Origin of the sequence: Streptomyces sp. NBC_00344, from assembly GCF_036088315.1 — a bacterium.
Classification (GTDB): Bacteria; Actinomycetota; Actinomycetes; order Streptomycetales; family Streptomycetaceae; genus Streptomyces.
The window spans coordinates 5,922,436-5,942,947 of record NZ_CP107996.1 but is presented as its reverse complement, the minus strand read 5'-3'; the positions used below and the strand labels follow the sequence as shown (position 1 = coordinate 5,942,947).

General features: G+C 69.7%; 15 protein-coding genes. 7 read left to right on the top strand and 8 right to left on the bottom strand.

The genetic code is table 11. The annotated features are described in order from the left end of the window. Window position 1: 1 nt before the first annotated feature. From OHS16_RS26930 to OHS16_RS26910, 5 genes are all read left to right on the top strand, one after another. Entirely contained in the window at window positions 2-904 is a 903-nt protein-coding gene (locus tag OHS16_RS26930; RefSeq protein ID WP_328539835.1) for a carbohydrate ABC transporter permease, read from the top strand. 54 nt (window positions 905-958) lie between these two features. After that, window positions 959-3,406, top strand: a complete 2,448-nt coding sequence (locus OHS16_RS26925; RefSeq protein WP_328539834.1) for a glycoside hydrolase family 3 N-terminal domain-containing protein — start codon at window positions 959-961, stop codon at window positions 3,404-3,406. Window positions 3,407-3,776: 370 nt separating this feature from the next. Beyond that, entirely contained in the window at window positions 3,777-4,880 is a 1,104-nt protein-coding gene (locus OHS16_RS26920) for an endo-1,4-beta-xylanase (protein ID WP_328539833.1), read from the top strand. Between the two features lie 104 nt (window positions 4,881-4,984). Further along, a complete protein-coding gene (locus OHS16_RS26915; protein ID WP_328539832.1) occupies window positions 4,985-8,191 on the top strand; it encodes a glycosyl hydrolase 115 family protein in 3,207 nt (1,068 codons plus the stop codon). A gap of 25 nt (window positions 8,192-8,216) precedes the next feature. Next, window positions 8,217-8,591 carry a hypothetical protein gene (locus OHS16_RS26910; RefSeq protein ID WP_328539831.1) on the top strand — a complete coding sequence of 125 codons (375 nt, stop codon included), beginning with the start codon at window positions 8,217-8,219 and terminating at the stop codon, window positions 8,589-8,591. A 15-nt stretch (window positions 8,592-8,606) separates the two neighbouring features. Here the strand turns inward: OHS16_RS26910 and OHS16_RS26905 are convergent, their stop codons facing one another. The 6 genes from OHS16_RS26905 to OHS16_RS26880 form a co-directional block, all read right to left on the bottom strand. Beyond that, window positions 8,607-9,434, bottom strand: a complete 828-nt coding sequence (locus tag OHS16_RS26905) for a shikimate dehydrogenase (protein ID WP_328539830.1) — start codon at window positions 9,432-9,434, stop codon at window positions 8,607-8,609. Further along, the gene (gene mltG, locus OHS16_RS26900) at window positions 9,431-11,248 is read right to left on the bottom strand and encodes an endolytic transglycosylase MltG (RefSeq protein ID WP_328539829.1); all 1,818 of its coding nucleotides are present in this window, start codon (window positions 11,246-11,248) and stop codon (window positions 9,431-9,433) included. Before mltG ends, OHS16_RS26905 begins: the two co-directional genes overlap by 4 nt. Window positions 11,249-11,350: 102 nt before the next feature. Further along, window positions 11,351-11,815 (bottom strand): Holliday junction resolvase RuvX, encoded by a 465-nt coding sequence (gene ruvX / locus OHS16_RS26895; protein WP_328539828.1) that lies wholly within the window; start codon window positions 11,813-11,815, stop codon window positions 11,351-11,353. Continuing rightward, the gene (alaS, locus tag OHS16_RS26890; RefSeq protein WP_328539827.1) at window positions 11,815-14,484 is read right to left on the bottom strand and encodes an alanine--tRNA ligase; all 2,670 of its coding nucleotides are present in this window, start codon (window positions 14,482-14,484) and stop codon (window positions 11,815-11,817) included. The genes ruvX and alaS overlap by 1 nt, the downstream gene beginning before the upstream one ends. Further along, window positions 14,484-14,840 carry a DUF6167 family protein gene (locus OHS16_RS26885; protein ID WP_328539826.1) on the bottom strand — a complete coding sequence of 119 codons (357 nt, stop codon included), beginning with the start codon at window positions 14,838-14,840 and terminating at the stop codon, window positions 14,484-14,486. Before OHS16_RS26885 ends, alaS begins: the two co-directional genes overlap by 1 nt. Window positions 14,841-14,847: 7 nt before the next feature. Beyond that, window positions 14,848-15,276: a DUF948 domain-containing protein gene (locus tag OHS16_RS26880; RefSeq protein WP_328539825.1), complete on the bottom strand. Its 429-nt coding sequence runs from the start codon at window positions 15,274-15,276 to the stop codon at window positions 14,848-14,850. Between the two features lie 159 nt (window positions 15,277-15,435). On the opposite strand from OHS16_RS26880, the gene OHS16_RS26875 reads away from it, so the two are divergent. Then, a complete protein-coding gene (locus OHS16_RS26875) occupies window positions 15,436-17,631 on the top strand; it encodes an ATP-binding protein (protein ID WP_328539824.1) in 2,196 nt (731 codons plus the stop codon). Here OHS16_RS26875 and rpsD read toward each other — a convergent pair. Beyond that, on the bottom strand, window positions 17,619-18,233 hold the full coding sequence (gene rpsD / locus OHS16_RS26870) for a 30S ribosomal protein S4 (RefSeq protein ID WP_328540999.1): 615 nt from the start codon (window positions 18,231-18,233) through the stop codon (window positions 17,619-17,621). The two genes, OHS16_RS26875 and rpsD, sit on opposite strands and share 13 nt — an antisense overlap. A 186-nt stretch (window positions 18,234-18,419) precedes the next feature. On the opposite strand from rpsD, the gene OHS16_RS26865 reads away from it, so the two are divergent. Then, complete coding sequence (locus tag OHS16_RS26865) at window positions 18,420-19,106, top strand: DUF2470 domain-containing protein (RefSeq protein ID WP_328540998.1); 687 nt, start codon at window positions 18,420-18,422, stop codon at window positions 19,104-19,106. A gap of 9 nt (window positions 19,107-19,115) precedes the next feature. On the opposite strand, the gene OHS16_RS26860 is transcribed toward OHS16_RS26865, so the two are convergent. Further along, window positions 19,116-20,483 (bottom strand): replication-associated recombination protein A, encoded by a 1,368-nt coding sequence (locus tag OHS16_RS26860; RefSeq protein WP_328539823.1) that lies wholly within the window; start codon window positions 20,481-20,483, stop codon window positions 19,116-19,118. Between the last annotated feature and the right edge of the window lie 29 nt (window positions 20,484-20,512).

Below are 20,512 nucleotides of genomic sequence, written 5' to 3'. Positions count from 1 at the left end.
GATGTCGTCCGTCACCCGCACCGCGGCGCCTGCCGTGACGCCCCTGCCGCCGGGTCCGGCCGCCGGTGCGCCACGGCGCAGCCGCCTGCTGCGCAGAGCGAACCCACTGGCCGGCCTCGGTTCGCTGGTCTGGCTCGTCATCGTGCTGGTCCCGCTCTACACGCTGGTCTCCTCGTCGCTGATGCATCAGGACGAAGCACTCGACGGCGACCCGCTGGCCTTCCCCTCCCGTCCCACGCTGGACAACTACAACACCGTGCTGCACAGCGGCTTCTTCACGCTGCTCGGCAACACCGCGATCGTCGCCGTTTCCACGGTGGCCATCGTGCTGGTGCTGTCCGTCCCGGTGGCCTACGTCGCGGTACGCACCCGGAATCGCTGGTCGTCGCTGGCCTTCAGGACCTTCCTGCTCGGGGTGGCGATCCCGGCTCAGGCGGTGATCGTCCCGCTGTATCTGCTGATCGGGAAGATGGGCCTCTACGACACCCTGCCGGCGATCATCCTGCCCACCGCCGCCTTCGCGATGCCGGTGTCGGTACTGGTGCTCAGCGGCACGATGCGGGACGTCTCCGAAGAGCTGTACGAGGCGATGTCCCTCGACGGTGCGTCGCCACTGCGGATGCTGCTCCAGCTGGCAGTACCACTCTCCAGGGCCGGCATCAGCACAGTGGCCATCTACTCCGCACTGCAGGCCTGGAACGGCTTCCTCTTCCCGCTGATCCTCACCCAGTCCGAGGGCAACAGGGTCCTGACGCTCGGCCTGTTCAACTTCATGTCCCAGTTCGGCGTGAACATCCCCGCCGTGCTGGCAGCGATCGTCCTCTCCGTGGTGCCGATCTTCGCGGTCTATCTGGTGGCCCGGCGCGCCCTGGTGAACGGCCTGATGGGGGTGGGCGGCAAGTAGGGCCGAGCACAGCACCGCCGCATCACCGCCACTCCGGAGAGGAACCCCTGCACGATGGCATCCCACCCCGTTCCGCAAGCCCCGCGCGCCACTGCCGTCCCCGTCGCCGCCACTGCCGCCGAAAGCCCTGCCGTCGAACGTCCCGCTGCTGATGCACCCTGGCGCGACCCGTCCCGCACGCCCGGTGAGCGAGTGACCGATCTCATCGCCCGGATGAGCCTGGAGGAGAAGACCGCACAGCTCTACGGTGTCTGGGTGGGCGCCGACTCCGAAGGCGATGGGGTCGCACCGCATCAGAACGACATGGTGGATCCGGTCGACTGGGAGAAGCTGATCACCCGGGGGCTCGGACAGCTCACCCGGCCCTTCGGCACCGCCCCGGTGGACGCCGGCGTCGGCGCCGTCTCACTGGCCCGCGCCCAGCAACGTATCGCCGAAGCGGGGCGGTTCCAGATACCCGCACTGGCCCACGAGGAGTGCCTGGCCGGCTTCACCGCCTTCGGCGCGACCGCCTACCCGGTGCCGCTGGCCTGGGGCGCCGCCTGGGATCCGGCGCTGGTCGCCGAGATGGCCCACCGGATCGGCAGCGACATGCGGTCCGTCGGCGTCCACCAGGGGCTGGCGCCTGTTCTGGACGTGGTCCGTGATCCGCGCTGGGGCCGTGTCGAAGAGACCATCGGCGAGGACCCCTACCTGGTCGCCACCGTCGCCACCGCCTACGTCCGGGGACTGGAGTCCGCCGGCATCGTGGCCACCCTCAAGCACTTCGCCGGGTACTCCGCATCGGCGGGCGCCCGTAACCTCGCCCCGGTGCGGGCCGGCGCCCGTGAACTGTCCGACGTGATCCTGCCGCCGTTCGAGATGGCCGTGCGGGAAGGCGGCGCCCGCTCGGTGATGAGCTCCTACTCCGAGATCGACGGTGTGCCCACCGCAGCCGACCCGGCCCTGCTCACAGGCCTGCTCCGGGACACCTGGGGTTTCGAAGGCACCGTCGTCGCCGACTATTTCGGCATCGGCTTCCTGGAGACGCTGCACAAGGTCGCCGCCGACCGCGCCGATGCCGGCCGGTTGGCCCTGGCAGCCGGTGTCGACGTGGAACTGCCCACCGTCCGCTCCTACGGCGACACCCTGATCGCCGCCGTCCGCTCGGGCGCGGTGACGGAGGACATCGTCGACCGGGCGCTGACCAGGGTGCTGCTGCAGAAGTGCGAGCTGGGCCTGCTCGACCCCGACTGGTCGCCGCTGCCCGCCGCCCTCCCCCACGGCGACGACCCGGAGCAGGCGCGCGGCACCATCGACCTCGACCCCGCCGAGAACAGGGCCCTGGCCCGGCTGCTGGCCGAGCAGTCCTGCGTCCTGCTCTCCAACCCCTCGGGCGCGCTGCCACTGCGCGCCGACACCCGGATCGCCGTGGTCGGCCCCCGCGCGGACGACCCGTTCGCGATGCTCGGCTGCTACTCCTTCCCCAGCCATGTCGGCGTCTCCCACCCCGAGGTGCCGCTGGGCATCACCATCCCGACCCTGCTGGAGTCGCTCGGCGCTGAACTCCCGGACACCCGGCTGACCTTCGCCCCCGGCTGCGATGTGGACGGCGACGACACCTCCGGTATCCGGGCCGCGGTGGAACTGGCCCGCGACGCGGATATTTGCGTGGCGGTACTCGGCGACCGTGCCGGACTCTTCGGGCGCGGCACCTCCGGCGAAGGCTGTGACGCCGCGGACCTCTCCCTGCCGGGTGTCCAGGGCGAACTGCTCGACGCGCTGCTGGCCACCGGAACCCCGGTGGTGCTGGTGCTGCTGACGGGCCGTCCGTACGCGCTGGGACGCTGGGACGGCGGGCCGGCCGCCGTCGTCCACGCCTTCTTCCCCGGCGAGGAGGGCGGGCCGGCACTGTCCGGAGTGCTCTCGGGACGGGTCAATCCCTCGGGCCGGCTGCCCGTCGGGGTGCCGTACGGGCCGGGCGGCCAGCCCTGGACGTATCTGCAGCCGCCGCTGGGTCTTGCGGGCGGGGTCAGCAGCCTCGACCCGACGCCGTTGTACGCCTTCGGCCACGGCCTCTCGTACACCACCTTCGCCTGGGATCCGGTCGGCCCGACACCGGCCGAGCTGCCCACCGACGGCTCCATGGACATCGAACTCGTCGTCCGCAACACGGGGGTGCGCGACGGAGCCGAGGTGGTGCAGCTCTATCTGCACGACCCGGTCGCCCAGACCACCCGCCCCGACGTGCGGCTCATCGGCTACGCCAGGGTGCCGCTGGCCGCCGGGCAGGCGCGGCGCGTTCGGTTCCGCTTCGACGCCGACCTGACGTCCTTCACCGGCCTGGACGGGCGAAGGGTCGTCGAACCGGGCGATCTGGAACTGCGCTTCGCTACCTCCAGCGCGGCCACCGGCATCCGGCAGATTGTGCCGTTGCGTCTCACCGGTCCCGAGCGCACCGTCGACCACCGGCGCCGGCTGGTCTGCGACACCTCGGTCGCACCGCCGGCGGACGGCGTCTGAACCGCCCGCCGGGCACCGCGGGAGTACCGGAGGAAGCGTCCCCGTCGCCCCATCGGCTCCGGGTCGGCCACCGCGCCGTCCGGGGCCGTTTCCGGCGCCCGCCTCCCGGCCTCCGCGCGCCGCGCCGTCCGGCCCGGGTCGGTGCCCCTGCCGCCGGCCGGTGGGCCACGACACTCGTTCGCCGCTTGCCGGACACGACACCGAGAGGTCACTCCCGGCGCCCTCGCGATTTCCCGTGCACGGGGATTGACCCCCCGATTTCAAGGCTCTAAGTTTCGCAGAAACTTGCGGAATCGATCTCGAAACTTTCGATCCGATCGCCTGGCGGCCCCTTCGGGCCTGCCTCCGCCCCGTCCGAAAGGGACATTCCATGCTCAGAACCCGACACTGCGCCATGGCCGGAATCGCTGCCACAGCCCTGCTCGTCTCGGCCCTCACCCTGCCGGAAGCGTCCGCGGCCGGCCCGGCCGCCGCCCGTCACAGCAAGCCGGAGCACCAGGCGTCGCCGGACTCCCTCGGCGGCCTCGGTCTGCGGGCCGGACTGCGCATCGGCACGGCGGTCGACACCACCGCGCTCGCCGGCGACGCACCCTATCGGGCCGCCGTTGCCGGGGAGTTCACCTCCGTCACCCCGGAGAACGTCATGAAATGGGAGGTCGTCGAGCCCGAGCGCGGCAGCTACGACTGGAGCGCCGCCGACCGGCTGGTCGACTTCGCCGGGACTCACGGGCAGCTGGTCCGCGGACACACCCTGGTCTGGCACAGCCAGCTGCCCTCCTGGCTCACCGCCGGAGACTTCAGCAGCGACGAGCTGCGGGACATCCTGCACCGGCACATCACCGACGAGATGACCCACTTCAAGGGCAGGATCTGGCAGTGGGACGTCGTCAATGAGGCCTTCAACGACGACGGCACCCTGCGGGACAGCATCTGGCTCCAGAAGCTCGGCCCGGGTTATATCGCCGACGCCTTCCGCTGGGCCCATCAGGCGGACCCCCGGGCCAAGTTGTTCATCAACGACTACAACATCGAGGGTGTCAACGCGAAGAGCACCGCCCTGCGCGACCTGGTCGCCCAGCTGCGGAAGCAGCATGTCCCCATCGACGGAGTCGGGATCCAGGGTCACCTGGACGTTCAGTACATCGCCCCGCACGACATCGCGGACAACATGGCGCGCTTCGAGGCCCTCGGTCTCGACACCGCGGTCACCGAGGCGGACGTCCGGATCACCCTTCCCGTCGACGCCACCAAGTCGGAGGCGCAGAACGAGGCGTACAGCGTACTGCTGCAGGGCTGTCTGCTCACCCGGCACTGCACCGACTTCACCGTCTGGGGCTTCACCGACAGGTACTCCTGGGTGCCCGCGACGTTTCCCGGTGAGGGTGCGGCGAACATCATGGACGAGAACTACCGGGCCAAGTCGGCCTACTCCGCCCTCAGCCAGGACCTGAAGCTGAGCGCGGGCAGGCACTGACACCGGGCACGCGCCCCCTGCGGCCCGGCAGTTCGGGCCCGGGAGACCTCCGGCCTAATTTGTCATTCACCTGAACAAATGCTGCACAATTCTGGGAGAGCAGTATGGACAGGCAGTCCCCACAGCACCGCGCACCGCACTCCACACCCCGCACCAGCCGCAGAACCGTCCTCGGGATGGGCCTGGGAGTCACCGCTCTGGCGGCGACCCCACTCGGTTCCCTGCTCGGGCTGACCACCGGATCCGCAGCAGCCGTCCCGGTTCGCCCGGCCAGGCCGGCCGACTCCGGGGCGTACATCGCCTTCAGCCCGGTCCCGAACGGGTTCCCGCTGGTCAGGGCAGGCAAAGCGGTCCCCATCGTGGTCAGCGCCGGCGACCACGCGGGAGTGGTGCGGGTCGCCGGCGACCTGCAGGCCGACATCGAACGCGTCACCGGTGCACGTCCGTCCGTCTCCCACGGGCCGATTCCCCGGGCCCGTGAGATCACGGTCGTGGGCACCATCGGTCGCAGCCCGCTGATCGACGGACTGGTGTCCGCAGGCAAGCTGGATGTCAGCGGCATCGAAGGACAGTGGGAGACCTCCCTCCAGACCGTCGTGGAGAAACCCCTGCCGGGTGTCGACCGGGCCTTCGTGATCGCCGGCAGCGATCAGCGCGGCACGGTCTTCGGGGTGTACGACGTCTCCCGGGGCATCGGTGTCTCCCCCTGGTACTGGTGGGACGATGTCCCCCCGCTGCACCGCGACGAGCTGTATGTGATGCCGGGACGACACACCCAGGGCACCCCCGCCGTGAAATACCGCGGCTTCTTCATCAACGACGAGAACCCGGGCCTGGGCACCTGGGCACCCGCCTTCTTCGGGCCGGGAAAGGCGCCGGGTTACGAGGGCGGTTTCAACGCCGCCTTCTACGCCAGGATCTTCGAGGTCGTGCTGCGCCTGAAGGCCAACTACCTGTGGCCCGCCGTCTGGGGCCGCGCGTTCGCCGAGGACGACCCGGAGAACCACGCCACCGCGAAGGCGTACGGCGTCGTGATGGGCACCTCCCACGAGGCGCCGATGATGCGTGGCATCGAGGAGTGGAACCGGCATGCGGTGGCGGCCGTGCGGGACAGCACGGGCCGGATCACCACACCCGGGCATGACCCGTACGGCGGCACCGGCGAATGGTCCTACCGTCACAACGCGGAAGCGCTCAAAGCCTACTGGGCCGACGGCGTCCGCCGGATGACGGACCAGGACTTCGAGGGAGTGGTCACCCTCGGGATGCGCGGCAACGGCGACACCGGGCTGCCGGACGGCGACGGCATCGACCTGATGACCGAGATCATCGCGGCCCAGCGGAAGATCCTCGCCGATGTCTCCGGCAAGGACATCACCACGATCCCCCAGGTGTGGACCCTCTACAAGGAGGTACAGCGCTACTGGGACCGCGGGCTGCGGGTCCCCGACGACGTCACCGTCGTGCTCACCGACGACAACTGGGCCAACATCCGTAAGCTGCCCGATCTGCGGAAGGACCCGCGCAGCGGCGGTTACGGCCTCTACTACCACTTCGACTACGTCGGGGTGGGCCGCAACTACAAGTGGGTGGACACCACTTCGCTGCCCAACCTGTGGGACCAGCTGCACCAGTCCGTCGCCTACGGCAACAACGGGCTCTGGATCACCAACGCCGGCGATCTCAAGGGCAACGAGGCGGCCACCCAGTTCTTCCTCGACTACGCCTGGGACCCCGGCCGCTGGACCCTGGAGTGCATCCCGGAGTGGGAGGAGCAGTACGCCAGGCAGAACTTCGGGGAGCAGCAGGCCGCCGCGGTGGCGTCGGTGCTCAGCACATACGCCCAGCTGCAGTCACGCCGCAAGCCCGAACTGCTCAACCGGAAGATCACCCTGGACCCGGCCAAGGACCCGGCGAAGGACTCTTCGGCCGTCGTCCAGGACGATCAGGCCACGCCCTTCAGCCTCACCGACTACCGGGAGCTGGAGCGGGTGACGTCGGAGTGGCAGCGGCTCGGCGCGGCGGCCGAACTGATCGGCAGGAAGCTGCCTGACTCCACCCAGGACGCCTGGTTCGAACTGGTCGGATACGAGGTGCAGGCCACCGCGAATCTCTACGCGCTGCGCGAGGCCGAATTCCTCAACCTGCACTACGCGGCGCAGGGCAGGGCCCTCACCAACGATCTGGCAGCGACAGCCGAGGCCCGTCTCGCCGACGACCTCGCGCTCGCCGACCGCTTCAACACCCGGGTGGCCGGCGGAAAATGGGCCGGATTCCAGACCCAGCCGCACATCGACTACGGCGATGTGGCGCGCTACGGGCCCAACGCCCCCTGGCAGCAACCGGAGCTCGACAACGTCGCGCTCAAGGATGTGCTCTTCCCCGCCGTCAGACGCATCGGCCTTCCGGCGGCCGCCGGGATGGGTGTCGCGATCGACGGCTCGGAAGCCTGGTGGCCGAAGGAGCGGAGTGCTGCGGTGCTGCCCGCCTTCAGCCCGTACCAGAGCCAGCCGGCGCAGTACATCGAGGTGTTCAACCGTGGCACCGGCGCCTTCGGCTACAGCGTCCGTACGGGAGTCCCCTGGCTGACCGCCGACCGCCCCCGCGGACAGGTGGAGAAGCAGGAAAGGATCACCCTGCGGGTCGACTGGTCACGAGCGCCCGGCGGCACCACCAGGGTCCCGGTGAAGGTGTCGGGGCCGCGGGGAGCCGAGGTGACCGTGCAGGCCGTGATCGACAACCCCACGGTGCGCCGCTCGCAGCTATCGGGGTTCGTCGAGGCCAACGGCTACGTGTCCATCGAGGCCGACCACTACACCCGGTCCGTCGGCAGCGGGGGCATCACCTGGCAGCGGATCCCGCACATCGGACGCACCGGATCCGGTATGGAGCCGTTCCCCGTGACGGCGGCCCGGCAGACGCCCGGCGCCACCTCACCCAGGCTGGAGTACCGTCTCACCCTGTTCACCACGGGCCCGGTGACCGTGTGGGCGTATCTCTCGCCGCGCAATGACGCCCTGGCGTCGGACGGGCTGAAGTACGCCGTCTCCTTCGACGGGGACGCACCGCAGACCGTGAACATCACCGAGGTGACCGGGGCCGACGACGGCACCATGAACGCCCAGTGGGCGCGGAACACCTCGGACAACGTCAATGTCACCAGCACCACCCACCACGTGGGCCGGCCCGGTGCGCATGTGCTGAAATTCTGGATGGTGGACCCGACGGTGGTCCTGCAGAACCTGGTGGTGGACACCGGCGGTCTCAAACCCAGCTATCTGGGTCCGCCGGAAAGCCTCAGGCTGCACTGAGCCGGCAGGCAGCCGAGGAGAGACGATGCGACTGGAGTCCGATGGCGGGGCCGCTCTGACAGTGCGGGGCGGCCCCGAAGGGGTGCGGCTCACCGCCCCGCCGACGGCCACGGACGGGGAACGGGTCCTGAGGTACACCCCCGCCCAGGCACGCGAGCTCGCGGCCGCCCTGATGCGCGCCGCCGAAGAGGCGGAGCGCGCCGAACCGGCCGAGCCGGTCACGGTCGAGGCGCGAGAGCTGCGCCGCGGCGATGTGAGGGCCGGTGAACGCTCGATGACGGTGGACCGCGTCAGGCCCGCCGGCGCCACGACTCAGGTGACCTGGAGGTCGGACACCGGCCGCACCTGGACCCAGGACTACACCGCTGACACAGCCATCGCCCTCCGGCGCCGCGGCTGATCCGGGAAGCCGCTCTCAGCGTGCTCCGAGCGCCTGTTCCCCCGCTTCGCGCATCGCGGACAGGGGGGCGGGTGCTCGCCCTGTCATCTGTTCCACCTGCAGCACCGCCTGGTGCACGAGCAGATCGAGGCCCCCGACGACGGCCCCGCCGTGTGCAGCCCAGGCCGTGGCGACCGAGGTCGGCCACGGGTCGTAGAGGACGTCGAAGAGCGTGCCCGGCGCATCGGGAACCGCCGCGGCCAACGCATCGGTGGCACCGGCCGGGGTGGTCGAGACGACCAGCGGCGCATGCAGCGCTTCGGCCGCTTCAGCCCAGTCGGCGGTGCGCACGTCCACCCCGAGCCGCTCGCCCCAGCCCCGCATCTCCGCGGCACGGGCCGTGCTGCGCACATAGGCGGTGACCGGGCCGGCACAGATCTTCGAGAGGGCGGCCAGTGCCGACGAGGCGGTGGCACCCGCGCCGAGCACGGCGGCGGTGTCCACCTTCTGCACGCCCCTCTCGCGCAGGGCGGCGATCATGCCGGGGATGTCGGTGTTGTCCCCCAGACGGCGGCCGTCCTCGGTGAGGACCACGGTGTTGACCGCCTCGACCGAAGCGGCGGTCGGGCTGACTTCGTCCAGCAGCGGAAGGATCGCCCGCTTGAGCGGCATGGTCAGTGAGAGCCCGGCCCAGGACGCGTCGAGCGTCCCGACGAAGCCGGGGAGGCCCGACTCGTCGATCTCGAAGCGGTCGTACGTCCACCCCTCGAGGTCCAGCGCCCGGTATGCGGCACGGTGCAGGACCGGGGAGAGCGAGTGCGCGATGGGCGAACCGAGCACGGCCGCCCGCTTGATGTGGGTCACTGGCCGGACTTCTCCTGCTGCTTCTCGTATTTCGCGCGGTTCCGGTTCTGCTCCGCGTTGGTCACGGCGAACACGGTCTTGTTCTCGGTCACCGACACGAAGTAGTACCAGGGGCCGGGGGTCGGGTGGAGCGCGGAGTGCAGGGCGTCCGGACCCGGGTTGCCGATGGGGCCCGGGGGCAGACCCTTTATGTCGTACGTGTTGTACGGATCCTTGATCCTCCGCAGAGCGTCCACGCTGCCGACATCCAGCGTGCTCTGCTTCCGCACGTAGTTGATCGTGGAGTCGAACTCGAGCCGGCCGACCGTCTCCGTGTTGTTCGGCTTCAGACGGTTGTAGACGACGCGCGAGACCTTGTCGAAGTCATGCTTGTACTTGCCCTCGGCCTGGACCAGGCTCGCCACCGTGATGACCTGGAACGGATCCTTCAGTCCCAGCTTCTTCGCCGCGCCCTCGAGATCCTCCTTGCCGTACGCCTCGTCCGCCTGGCCGACCATCTTCTTCAGGATGTCCTCCGGCTTCATCTGTTCGCCGGCCGGGTAGCTCGCCGGGTAGAGGAATCCTTCCAGCGGGTCCTTGAGCTCCTTGTGGCCCTTGGCCCAGCTGGGCAGGCCCAGGTCGTCGGCCTTCGCCTTGGCGATCGCCTGAGTGGTCCCGGGTTTCAGTTTGAGCTTCGCGTCGATGGCCGCGTAGACCACCTTGTCCCGCGTGCCGGGCGGGACGATGATCACATTGAGGCTCTTCGGGTCGACCATCGCGGTGACCGCGTTCGCCGCGGACATCTGCTGGTTCAGCGAGTACACCCCGGCCTGGAGGGACTTGCCGTTGGCCGCCGAGACAAAGGCGTCGACACTCTTGACGACACCCTTCTGCTTCAGGATGCGCCCGATGCCGCCGATGCCCGTTCCCGCGGGCACCTCGACCTGCACGGGGGTGGTGCCCACGCCCGTGAAGTCGGGCGCGGGCGCATGACGGCTCTGCCAGTAGTCGTACCCGTAGTAGCCGGCCCCGCCGACACCACCGACCAGCACTGCCGCGACCACGGCGCATGCGCAGCCGCTGCGACGCTTCTTGGGCTTGTTCTTGCCGCGGCGGTCGCGGGTGTCCTCCCGGGTCTCGCCCGGGTCGTCGTCGTAGTCACGGTCGTCCCTGTCACCGGGGCCGTCCGCGCCGGTGAAGAAAGGATGCGTCTCCGGCTCGGGCTCGGGCTCCGCCTCGGGTTCCGGGGCCGGCTGCTGCCACTCATCGCGGCGGTCCGGGGGCTGCGGTGGCGGGTAGGCCTCGGGCGTCCGGTAGTAGTCAGGGGTGTCGCCGGCGTAGTTCGTCTGCTGTGCGCCGTACGGGTCACCCTGCGGTGACCCGTACGGCCCTCCGGACTGCTGACCGGTGTTCCAGCCGTTGTACTGAGCCTGCTGATTCTGCTGTTGCTGCTGGTACGGATCCTGCGGCTGGTACTGACCCTGCTGGCCCTGCTGCTGGTACGTCTGCTGCTGCGGGTACTGCTGGCCCTGCTGCTCCGGATACTGGCCCTGCTGATACGTCTGGTGCTGGGGGTACGACTGACCCTGGGGATACGACTGGCCCTGCTGGTAGGCCTGGTCCTGCTGGTAGTGCTGCTGGTACGGGTCCTGCGGCTGCGAGGGGACCGGGTTGCCGTACTGGTCGTACTGCTGCTGCTCCTGCGGATACTGCCGGCGGCCGTCGTACGGCGGCCGGCCGGAGGGGTCCTGCTGACCTCCCCATCCCTGGTCCCCGTACAACGGGTCCTCGGGATCCCACGGTTCGGAGCCTGCGCCCCGGCCATACTCAGTCATCGGTCCCCTAGAGCCGCGAGGCCTCCGGACGGTCCGCCTCTTTTTGCTGTGCGGCAGCTGTTCACACACTGTCGCATGGCGCGGAACGTTACCGTACTGCGATCAGACAACCACTTCGACGGCCTCACCAGCGGCCTTGCCCGAGACCCGTTCGGACTCGAGTGCGTTCTGCAGAATCACGATCGCCGCGGCCTGGTCGACGACGGAACGACCCTTCTTGGATTTTACGCCCGAGGCGCGCAGTCCCTGGGTCGCTGTGACTGTGGTCATCCTCTCGTCAACCAGTCGTACAGGAAGGGGCGCGATCCCGCGAGCCAACTCCTGGGCGAAGCCACGGACCTTGGCGGCCGCCGGTCCCTCGCCCCCGTTGAGGGAGCGAGGCAGGCCGACGACGACCTCGATCGGTTCGTACTCCTCCACCAGCTGCTTCAGCCGCCGGTGCGCGGCCGGGACATCACGTCCCGGGACGGTCTCCACCGGGGTGGCGAGGACCCCGTCGGGGTCGCACGAGGCGACCCCGATACGGGCATCCCCGACATCGATCGCCAGTCGGCGGCCGCGTCGCATCAGGCCGTCTCTCCGACCAGGCGCTCGACGGCGGCCACCGCGTCACCGATGGCGTCCGGGTTCTGGCCTCCGCCCTGGGCGACGTCGGGCTTGCCGCCACCGCCGCCCCCCAGGGTCTTGGCGGCCGTGCGGACCAGCTCCCCGGCCTTGAGCCCGCGCTCACGGGCGGACTCGTTGGTGGCGATGACCGTCAGCGGGCGGCCGTTGGCGGTGGTGAAGAGAGCCACCACGGCCGGGCGGTCATTGCTGATCCGCCCGCGGACGTCGAGGACCAGCCTGCGCAGGTCGTCGGCGCCGGTGCCGTCCGGCACCTGGCCGGTGACCACGGCGACACCGCGTACGTCCTTGGCGCCCGCGGCGAGTCCGGCGGCAGCCTGCAGGACCTTCTCCGCGCGGAACTTCTCGATCTCCTTCTCGGCGTCCTTGAGCTTGGCGAGCATGCCGGAGATCTTCTCGGGAAGCTCCTCGGAACGTCCCTTGACCAGCTCCTGGAGCTGGGCGACCACGGTGTGCTCCCTGGCCAGGAAGTTGTAGGCGTCCACCCCGACCAGAGCCTCGATCCGGCGTACGCCGGATCCGATCGAGGATTCGCCGAGCAGCTTCACCAGACCCAGCTGGGCGGTGTTGTGGACGTGCGTACCGCCGCACAGTTCCTTGGAGAAATCGCCGATGGTGACGACCCGCACCCGCTCGCCGTACTTCTCACCGAACTCGGCGATGGCGCCCTGCTTCTTGGCCTCGTCGATGGACATGACCTCGGCCTGGACGTCGAGTTCACGGGCGAGCACGTCATTGATCTTGTGCTCGACATCGGTGAGGACGGTGCCGGGTACGGCGTTGGGAGAGCCGAAGTCGAACCGGAAGCGGCCCGGCGAGTTCTCCGAACCGGCCTGGGCGGCGGTCGGCCCGAGAGCGTCGCGCAGCGCCTGGTGGGTCAGATGGGTGGCGCTGTGCGCGCGGGCGATGGCCCGGCGGCGGCGCAGATCGATGACGGCGTAGGCGGAGGCGCCGACAGTCACCTCGCCGACCTGGACCGCACCCTTGTGGACCGACACGCCGGGGACCGGCTGCTGGACGTCCCGGATGTCGACGACAGCACCCGAAGACAGCTTGATACGGCCGGTGTCGGCGAGCTGGCCACCGCCCTCGGCGTAGAACGGGGTCCGGTCCAGGACGATCTCGACCTCGTCGCCCTCGGTGGCGGCCGGCGAGGGCACCCCGTCGACGAGCAGGCCGACAATGGTCGACTCACCCTCGGTGGAGGTGTATCCGGTGAACTCCGTCGAGCCGGAGCTGTCGGCCACCTGGCGGTATGCGGAGAGATCGGCGTGGCCGGTCTTCTTGGCTCTGGCGTCGGCCTTGGCCCGGTCCCGCTGCTCCTTCATCAGACGGCGGAACCCGTCCTCGTCCACCGAGAGGCCCTGTTCGGCGGCCATCTCCAGGGTGAGGTCGATCGGGAAGCCCCAGGTGTCGTGGAGCAGGAAGGCCTTCTCGCCGGCGAGCACCTGACCGCCGGTGGCCTTGGTGTCGCTCACCGCGGTGTCGAGGATATTGGTGCCGGCCCTCAGGGTCTTGACGAAGGCGGCCTCCTCGGCGAGGGCGACTGTCTCGATGCGCTTGCGGTCGGTGATCAGCTCCGGGTACTGCTGCCCCATGGTGCTGATCACCACGTCGACCAGGTCGGCGACGACGGGTCCGGTGGCACCGAGCAGCCGCATGTTGCGGATGGCGCGGCGCATGATGCGCCGCAGCACATAGCCGCGGCCCTCGTTGCCGGGTGTGACCCCGTCGCCGATGAGCATCACGGAGGTACGCATGTGGTCGGTGACGACGCGCAGCGCGACGTCCGACTTCTCCTCGGCGCCGTAACGGACACCGGTCAGCTCGGTGGCCTTGTCGATGACTACCTGCGAGGTGTCGATCTCGTACAGGTTCCGCACGTCCTGCAGGATCATCGCCAGGCGTTCGAGGCCGAGGCCGGTGTCGATGTTCTTGGAGGGCAGGTCGCCGAGGATAGGGAAGTCCTCCTTCCCGTCGCCGGCGCCCCGCTCGTACTGCATGAAGACCAGGTTCCAGATCTCCACATAGCGCTCGTCGTTGACGGCGGGGCCGCCCTCCACGCCGAACTCAGGACCGCGGTCGTAGTTGATCTCGGAACACGGACCGCAGGGGCCGGGAACGCCCATGGACCAGAAGTTGTCCTTCTTGCCGAGGCGCTGGATGCGCTCCGCCGGTACGCCGATCTTGTCGCGCCAGATCTGCTCGGCCTCGTCGTCGTCGAGGTAGACCGTGATCCACAGCCGCTCGGGGTCGAGACCGTAACCACCGTCGGCCACGGAGCCGGTGAGCAGCTCCCAGGCGTAACCGATGGCGCCTTCCTTGAAGTAGTCGCCGAAGGAGAAGTTTCCGCACATCTGGAAGAACGTGCCGTGCCTGGTGGTCCTGCCGACCTCTTCGATGTCCGGTGTGCGCACGCACTTCTGCACGCTGGTGGCCCTCGGGGCCGGCGGCTTGGCCTCGCCGAGGAAGTACGGCTTGAAGGGGACCATGCCCGCGGGGACAAGCAGCAGAGTCGGGTCGTCCGCGATGAGCGACGCCGAAGGGACGACGGTGTGACCGCGCTCCTCGAAGAAGCTCAGCCAGCGGCGGCGAATCTCGGCCGACTCCATCAGTGGTCCTCATTCCGGTTGTGCGTATGCCTGGGGTGTCCGGCATCGGTGCGTTTGACGCCGGTGTGTTCGGTGACGATGTGTTCGATGGCGGCGAATCGCCGCCGCGCTGCGAGTTCGGGGGCGGGCGCCGCCTCGATGCCGAGCGCCTCGCCCAGCTCCGCCTCGCGCTGGGCCATCCCGGCCCGGACATCGATGGCGAACTCCTTGAGCCGGTGTCCGGCGTCGACGGCCTTGTTCGCCGCCTGCGCCGCGAGGCTCTCCGGGCTCAGAGCCCTGATCTTGCGGTTGACCTTGGTGGTGGCCCACACGCCGGCTGCGGCGCCGGTGGCGAACCAGAACGTACGGCGGAACATTGCAGCGTCAGCCCTTCCGCTTCCTACGCCGTGCGGCCGGTACCGTGCGGCCGACGATCACCGGCCGGCCCGGACGCCCCGGCTCGTCGCCGGCCCGGCGCCCCAGAGCCCTGCGCACGCCGTAGCCGAAGGCCGCGACCTTCACCAGCGGCCCGCCGAACGTCGAGGCGACGGTCGTGGAGAGCGCCGAGGCGTTCGACGTGACCTCCTGGACGTCCGTCGCGATCGCGTCGACCCGGTCGAGCTGGGTCTGCGCCGAGCGCACGGCCGCCGAAGCGTCGGCGAGCAGCGGAACCGCCTGATCGGTCACGTCCGCCACGAGCTTGGTGGTCGCCCTGAGCGTCTGCGCCAGCCTGACCAGCGCCACGGCCAGGAAGGAGACCAGGATCGCCCAGAAGACTGCCACCAGGATGCCGGCCACCTCTCCACCGGACACGTTGCACCGCTCTCTGGTCGTCGGAAGTCACGTCGGATTTTGGTTGTCCGAGCCTATCGCGCCAGAACACGGCCCCCGTACCGGATTACGGTCGCGTGGGGGATCACTTCAGGGATCGAATTGTACGTACTGCTTACCTCCCAGTACTCTCCGTGTTCCATGCGAAGCGACTCGTCCGGTCACCGCGGTACCGGCCCTGGCGGCAATGGCCCGGGCAATCTCCCTGCGGAGCTCAACCGCTTCGTGGGGCGCTCCGCCGAGCTCACCGTGCTGGAGGGGCTTCTGGACGCGTCACGTCTGGTCACCGTGACCGGCGTCGGCGGGGTGGGCAAGAGCCGCTTCGCGACCCATGCCGCGAGAGGGCTGAAGGAACGGTACGGCGACGGTGTCTGGCTGGCCGAGCTCTCCTCCCTGCGCGATCCGGCGCTGCTGGAGCACGCGGTCGTCGCCGCACTCGAACTGACCGATCACACCAGCAGACCGCCGCGCGAAGTGCTGACGGAACACCTCGCCGGGCGCCGGGCGCTCCTGGTGATCGACGGCTTCGAGTTCCTGGTCGACGCCTGCGCGGACATGCTGCTCGAACTGCTCCGCCGGGCGCCGCGGCTGCAGGTGCTCGCCGTGGGCCGCCGGCCCCTGCGGATCGACGGCGAGACGGAACTGGCGCTGGCCCCGATGCGTGACATGGACGCGGTCCGGCTGTTCGCCGACCGGGTCGCGGCCGGCCGGCCCGGATTCCGGCTCGCCGAGGACGACGGCGGGGCCGGAGCCGACGCAGGCGCGAAGGTGCAGGAGCTGTGCCGGCGGCTGGACGGGATCCCGCTCGCTCTGGAGCTCGCCGCCGGCCGGATGCGGGCGCTCTCCGTCGAACAGTTGCTGGCCAGACTCGATGACCGGTTCCGGCTGCTCACCGGCGGCAGCCGCAGCGCGCTGCCGCGCCACCGGACCCTGCGCACCGCCATCGGCTGGAGCCATGAGCTGTGCACCGCGCGGCAACGGCTCCTGTGGGCACGGCTCTCGGTCTTCGCCGGACAGTTCGACCTGGAGGCCGCGGAGTACGTCTGCTCCGGATCCGATCTGCCCTCCCGCCGCGTCCTGGACGAGCTGGAGGAGCTGCTGGCGCAGTCCGTCGTGATCCGCGAGGAGACGGCGGCCGGCATCCGGTACCGGATGCTGGACACCGTCAGGGAGTACGGCTCCGACTGGCTCGACGCGACGGGTGACGCGGAGCGGCTGCGGCGCCGGCACCGCGACTGGTTCCTCGGGCTCGCGACCTGGTGCGAGCTCGACTGGTTCAGCCCCCGTCAGGCCTCGGTCGCGGCCCGTGTCGAGTGTGAGCTGCCCAATCTGCGCGGCGCGATGGAGTTCTGCCTCGACCAGCCCGACGACGTGCATCTGGCGCAGTATCTGGCGGGGACGCTCTGGTTCTACTGGGCCGGCTGCGGGCGGCTGGCCGAGGGGCGGCACTGGCTGACCCAGGTGCTGGAAGCGGAGGCCGGGAGCGGTACGTCGCGGCTCAAGGCGTTGTGGGTGCTGGGCTATGTGGCGGTGCTCCAGGGCGACCCGATCGCCGCGGTCGCCGCCCTGCAGGAGTGCCGTGAATCCGCGGAGCGCACCGGTAACGCGACCGCCGCCGCCTATGCGGTGCACCGGACGGGCTGTCTCGCGCTGGTCACCGACGACATGGCGCGAGCGGAGGAACTGCTGCGCTCGGCGGTCGGCAGGTACCGGGAGATCGGTGAACTCAACAGCAATGTGCTGATGGGACAGATCGAGCTGGCGATGGCGGTGGGCTTCAGGGGCGGTCTCGAGGAGGCGGCAGCGATCTGCCACGAGGTCGTGGCGGTCTGCGAGGACCACGGTGAGCGCTGGGCACAGTCCTACGCGCTGTATGTGCTGGCCTTCCAGTCCTGGGCCGAGGGGCACAGGGGCCGGGCCAGGGAACTGCTCGCCGAATGCGTCACGATCAGCCACACGTTCCACGACCTGCTCGGTACGGTGCTGGCGCTCGAACTCATCGCGCTGCTCACCCTGGAGGGCGGCGAGCCGGCCGAGGCGGCGCTGTTGCAGGGCGCGGCCGGAGAGATCTGGGGCTCCGTCGGGCTGCCGCTCTTCGGTTCGAAGTACTACAACGCGCCGCACCTCAGCTGCGAGAAGCAGGCTCGTGAGCAACTGGGCGCGAGGTCCTACGAGGCAGCCGTCGCCGAGGGTTCACGGATGACACCCGACGCGGCCGTCGCCAGGGCGCTGCGCGGACCGGTACGCGAAGACCCGCCGTCCCCCGCTCCGGAAGGGGCGGGGGGACGACGGGCCAAAACGCTCAAGCGCGAGGTACGACCGGATCAGCGGGCGTAGTACTCGACGACCAGCTGCTCGTCACAGATGACCGGGATTTCCTTGCGGTTCGGGTCACGGTCCAGGCGGAAGGCCAGGGCCTTCAGGTTCACCTGGAGGTAGCGCGGGGTCTCACCCTCGGTGTCGTAGCCACCCTCACGGGCGACCTGGAAGGGGACCTTGTCGCGGCTGCGGTCACGGACCGACACGACGTCGTCGGGGCGGACACGGAACGACGGCTTGTCGACCTTGCCACCGTTGACCTGGATGTGGCCGTGGACGACCATCTGGCGGGCCTGGTAGATGGTGCGGGCGATGCCCGAACGCAGGACCAGCGCGTCGAGGCGGCGCTCGAGCTCGACGACCAGCGCCTCGCCCGTCTTGCCTTCGGCCTTCTTGGCGCGGTCGTAGGCACGCGCCATCTGGCGCTCGCTGATGTCGTACTGGGCGCGCAGACGCTGCTTCTCGAGCAGACGGACCTTGTAGTCCGAGTTCTGCTTGCGGCCACGGCCGTGCTCGCCCGGCGGGTACGGACGGGCCTCGAAGTACTTGACAGCCTTCGGCGTCAGCGCGATACCGAGCGCGCGAGACTTCTTGACCTTGGGACGCGACTGGTTAGGCACGTTCTCCAAACCTCCATGGTTGGGTTAGGTTAGGCTCACCTTACTCAAGGAGATCGCATGTCGCGTCCGGGGAACACCAGTCACATCACGGACAGCACGAAGAAGGCCGACGCCCAAGGCGTCGACACGACGGAGGTCCGATCAGATCGTGGTCAGCCGCGTCCCAGCGGACTTGAAACCGCCCGGATGCCGTCAGCAGCCGAGCGCACACGAACTCTCGTACAGAGTACCTGCTCGGCCGTACTGCTCGTGACCGGGGTGGAAGGCGCCCGGACCGATCAGCTGATGCCGCGCAGCCGGACACTGGGCCAGGACGGCGAACTGTATCTGCTGTTTCCGGCCGATTCAGCGGTGGTACGGGCCGCCACACACGCCCAGGGCGATGAACTCGCGGCGGTGCTGGAAATCACGGATGTCGCGCCGGTCGCCATGCCGAACCGTATCCGGGGCCGGGCCTGGGTGTCGGGATGGCTCACGACCGTCCCGGGCAGGGCGGCGGCGGGCCTGATGATGCTCCGGCTCGAGGCCGGCGACATCCATGTCGACGATCTGTGGGGTCCGGCCGCCGTGGACCCTGAGGATCTCGCCGGGGCCTGCGCCGATCCGCTCTCCCGGCACGAGGCCGAGCTGCTTCAGCACCTGCACGCCGCACACGGCGAGCAGCTGTGTGAGCTGCGCGGGCTGCTCGGTGCGCGGGCCTCGCACGTGCGGTCGGCGGTACCGGTGGCACTCGACAGGTTCGGCCTCCGGGTGCGGTTCACCGGGGACGGGAGCTTCGACGTGCGCTTCGACTTCACGGAGCCCGTGCGCGATGTGACCGGACTGCGCCGGGCCATGCACAGCCTCTTCGGCTCCTTGGGCGAGGGCCGCTGACCGCGGCGGTCACCGGCGCCCTTCGGCGCCCTCGCCCGCCAGCCGCTCGCGCACCTTCTCCACGACATCCGCGTAGCGCGCCTCGGCGCCGTACCTCGTGGGCTCGTAGTAACGCTTGCCGTGCACGGCGTCCGGCGCGTACTGCTGGGCGGCGATCGCGCCCGGAACATCGTGCGGATAGACGTAGCCCTGGGCGTGACCGAGCTTGGCCGCGCCCTTGTAATGGCCGTCGCGCAGATGCGCGGGGACCGGGCCCACCAGTCCGTCGCGCACATCCGCCCGGGCGGCGGAGATCGCCATGGTGGCGGTGTTCGACTTGGGTGCGAGGGCCAGCGCGATGGTGGCGTGGCTCAGGGTGAGCGCGGCCTCGGGGAAGCCGATCAGTGCCACCGCCTGGGCGGCGGCGACGGCGGTGGGAAGAGCGGCCGGGTCGGCCAGCCCGATGTCCTCGCTCGCCGAGATCATCAGCCGGCGGGCGATGAACCTCGGATCCTCCCCCGCCTCGATCATGCGAGCCAGATAGTGGAGTGCGGCATCCACGTCCGAGCCACGGATCGACTTGATCAGGGCGCTGGCCACGTCGTAGTGCTGATCGCCGTCCCGGTCGTACGTCACCGCCGCGCGGTCGACGGTCTCCTCCACGGTCTCCAGGCTGATCTCCGGCTCGGACTTGGCCATCGCGGCCCCGGCCGCGGCTTCGAGCGCGGTGAGCGCGCGGCGCGCGTCACCGCCGGAGATCCGCAGCAGATGCGCCTCGGCATCCTGTTGCAGGGTGACCGCGCCGCCGAGGCCGCGCTCCTCGGTCAGCGCCCGGCGCAGCAGCGCCCGGAGATCGTCGTCGGTGAGCGATTCCAGGGTGAGCAGCAAGGAGCGCGAGAGCAGCGGGGAGATGATCGAGAAGTACGGGTTCTCGGTGGTCGCGGCGATGAGGGTGACCCAGCGGTTCTCCACCGCGGGCAGCAGCGAATCCTGCTGCGCCTTGCTGAATCGGTGGATCTCGTCCAGGAAAAGGACCGTCTCCTTGCCGTATCCGCCCGAGGCGCGACGGGCACCGTCGATGACGGCCCGCACCTCCTTGACCCCCGCCGTGATGGCCGAGAGCTCGACGAAACGCTTCTGCGTCGCCTGGCTCACGACGTAGGCGAGCGTCGTCTTGCCGATGCCGGGCGGCCCCCAGAGCAGCACCGACGACGGCCCCGCGGGACCACCCCCGGCCTCACCGACCAGCCTGCGCAGCGGCGAGCCCTGTTTCAGCAGATGCTGCTGACCGACCACCTCGTCGAGGGTGCGCGGACGCATCCGTACGGCAAGGGGGCTGCTGGACGGGTCCTTCTCCTGGCGCTCTTCGGCTGCGGCGGTGAACAGATCGGGTTCCACGCACAAAACCCTATGTCACGCCACTGACA